5 protein-coding genes are annotated in these 2,761 nt (G+C 39.0%); 4 read left to right on the top strand and 1 reads right to left on the bottom strand.

Annotation, left to right across the window (positions count from 1 at the left end):
- Nucleotides 1–10: 10 nt before the first annotated feature.
- Complete coding sequence (locus E1176_RS02790; RefSeq protein WP_155209057.1) at nucleotides 11–700, bottom strand: TIGR04283 family arsenosugar biosynthesis glycosyltransferase; 690 nt, start codon at nucleotides 698–700, stop codon at nucleotides 11–13.
- Nucleotides 701–877: 177 nt separating this feature from the next.
- Here E1176_RS02790 and rpsF point away from each other — a divergent pair, with 177 nt between their 5' ends.
- From rpsF to E1176_RS02770, 4 genes are all read left to right on the top strand, one after another.
- Nucleotides 878–1,243 carry a 30S ribosomal protein S6 gene (gene rpsF, locus E1176_RS02785; RefSeq protein WP_155209056.1) on the top strand — a complete coding sequence of 122 codons (366 nt, stop codon included), beginning with the start codon at nucleotides 878–880 and terminating at the stop codon, nucleotides 1,241–1,243.
- The gene (gene rpsR / locus E1176_RS02780; RefSeq protein WP_155209055.1) at nucleotides 1,240–1,491 is read left to right on the top strand and encodes a 30S ribosomal protein S18; all 252 of its coding nucleotides are present in this window, start codon (nucleotides 1,240–1,242) and stop codon (nucleotides 1,489–1,491) included. Before rpsF ends, rpsR begins: the two co-directional genes overlap by 4 nt.
- 13 nt (nucleotides 1,492–1,504) lie before the next feature.
- Entirely contained in the window at nucleotides 1,505–1,948 is a 444-nt protein-coding gene (rplI, locus tag E1176_RS02775; RefSeq protein ID WP_155209054.1) for a 50S ribosomal protein L9, read from the top strand.
- A 137-nt stretch (nucleotides 1,949–2,085) separates the two neighbouring features.
- Nucleotides 2,086–2,724: an SDR family oxidoreductase gene (locus tag E1176_RS02770; RefSeq protein WP_155209053.1), complete on the top strand. Its 639-nt coding sequence runs from the start codon at nucleotides 2,086–2,088 to the stop codon at nucleotides 2,722–2,724.
- Nucleotides 2,725–2,761 lie beyond the last annotated feature (37 nt).

Raw genomic sequence — 2,761 nt, 5'->3', positions numbered from 1 at the left:
TCGTGCGACTTTATGCTTTAGTTACGTATTTTCTCACCACAGCCAACATCTTCTCCTGTGGAGCGCCAATCGAATACAGAAAAAATACATAGCTATAAATAAATTGCAGCTTAAACGCTCCATTTACCCGATAATCTCTGGCTGAGGTTACAGCATTCTTCTTAATGATGGCAAAATTTGTCTCTTTTTTCACGCGTGAGATAAAATCATACTCCTCCATCAGGATCATGGACTCATCGAAACCACCTAGTGCGAGAAAAAGCTCTTTTTCAACGAAAAGTGTTTGTCCGCCACCTCGACAAAACCAAAATGGCAGCCGGGAAAAGAAGTTGCAAAAACGTAAAAACGGATGATTCCAGTCAAAAATTGACGTGAAGCACCCCGCTTTTTTACCAGACCTTATAACACCGTCTATTAATTGGCCGTAATTTTTTGGTGGCCTGGTGTCTGCATGCACAAAGTAAATCACTTCTCCTTTTACTTGAGAAACCGCATAATTCATTTGTACGGCCCTACTTTTTTTACTTATGGTATGCACTTCTGCACCTGCAGCCTCAGCGGCTAATACAGTTTGATCTGAACTACCACCATCTACCACCAAAATTTCGATGATATTTAATCCTGCATTATCTCGCAAATAGTTGATAAGATCAGCTATTCGTCTCTCTTCGTTGAAGGTTGGTATGATTAGGCTTATCATGATATTGTTGAAATTACTTCATTTTACTAAGTACGTAAAGAAGTATCGTTGTAGATTTGAAATAAATAGGCTTTGGGGCCCGATACCACTACATAATTATTGGTCTGCTGTTGTGATTTTTTCACAATTAAACATATCTTTGCAGACTGAAAATTTTAACAACTAAATTTTTTACACATGAACAATTACGAGACGGTATTCATATTAAATCCCGTTTTGTCTGAAGATCAGATGAAGGATACTGTCCAGAAATTCGTAAAGGTACTTACTGACAATGGTGCAGAAGTAGTAAACGAAGAGCAGTGGGGACTTAGAAAGCTTGCCTACCCGGTACAGCACAAGTCAACAGGCTTTTACAACCTTGTAGAATTTACGGCAGCTCCTGAATTGGTAGACAAACTCGAGACTGAGTACAGAAGAGACGAAGCAGTGATGCGATTCCTTACTGTATCTCTTGACAAGCACGCAGTGGCTTACAATGAGAAAAGAAGAAAAGGTGCATTTAACAAGAAGAAAAAGGCTAAGGAGGAGCCAGCGTCATGACATTACAGAACGAACCAATCAACAGAGGCGAGAACAAACCTAAGTATTGCCGATTCAAGAAAAACGGTATCAAATACATCGACTACAAGGATCCTGATTTCTTGTTGAAGTTTGTAAATGACCAAGGCAAGATTTTACCTCGTAGAATTACTGGTACTAGCCTAAAATTTCAAAAGAAAGTATCTCAGGCTGTGAAGCGTGCAAGACACATTGCCCTTCTACCTTATGTAACCGATTCTTTAAAATAAAGATAGTACTGACATGGAAGTAATATTAAAGCAAGATATAAAAGGACTTGGTTACAAAAACGATATTGTTGATGTAAAGCCAGGTTATGGACGTAACTATTTGATCCCTCAGGGTATAGCGATTTTCGCGACTGAGTCAAATAGAAAAATGGTAGCCGAAAACATAAAGCAAGCCTCTCACAAAGCTGAAAAAATCAAAAAAGACGCTGAGGAGATTGCTAACAAAATTGGTGACCTTACAATCGAACTTAAAACCAAAGCTGGAGAAAGCGGAAAAATATTTGGTGCAATTACTGCTAACCAGGTATCTGATGCTTTAAAAGACAAAGGTTTCGATATAGACAGAAAGAAAATATCTTTCGATACAAACATCAAAGAAGTTGGTGAATACACAGCATCACTCGATCTACACAGAGATGTGCAGCACGAGATCAACGTAAAAGTTGTAGCTGAGTAATCACTCTTATTAATTTAATGGTGTAAAGCCGCTTCGTATTACGGAGCGGCTTTTTTTATTGTAAGCTTCACGACTAAACTACAATAACCAAAACAAGCCCCCTTCCCTCCTGTTACTATTATAAAAACCGACAAATTATGGAAAAAGTAATAGTAGCCGGTGCCAATGGCACAACTGGCAGACATATCATACAAAAGTTAAAACACCACGGGGCCTACGACCCTATAGCCATGATCAGAAAAGAAGAGCAAAAAGCTTACTTCGAAGACATGGGCGTAAGCACTAAAATGCTTGACTTGGAAGAAGACCTTTCCGGATCACTCAACGGTTATGACAAAGTTATTTTTGCGGCTGGTTCCGGATCAAGCACTGGCAAAGACAAAACTGAGGCCGTAGATGAAAAAGGTGCACAGAAACTCATTGATGAGGCTAAAAACAGTAATATCAAAAAGTTTGTGATGTTAAGCTCTATGGGAGCCGATGATCCTGCCAGTAATGATCAAATACAGCACTACCTACAGGCCAAGCACAATGCTGATGAGCATCTTAAAGAAAGCGGATTGAATTACTCTATTGTAAGGCCTGGTCATTTGATAAATGATGAAGGTAAGGGACATATAGATGCTGCTCCAAAGCTTAATAAGCGTGGAGATATTTCAAGAATTGATGTAGCTCAGGTACTCGTAAGTGCTTTAGATCACGCAAATCTGTCTAATCAGACAGTAGAAATTCTCGAAGGTGATAAAACCATCGAGGAAGCACTCTCTATGATCTAGATTATTATAATTTCATTAACTTAAGAGGCTGTCTCAA

It is taken from the genome of Fulvivirga aurantia (assembly GCF_009711475.1).
GTDB classification, from domain to species: domain Bacteria; phylum Bacteroidota; class Bacteroidia; order Cytophagales; family Cyclobacteriaceae; genus Fulvivirga; species Fulvivirga aurantia.
Note: the sequence above shows the minus strand (reverse complement) of the source record. Positions and strands in the feature narration are given on the sequence as shown.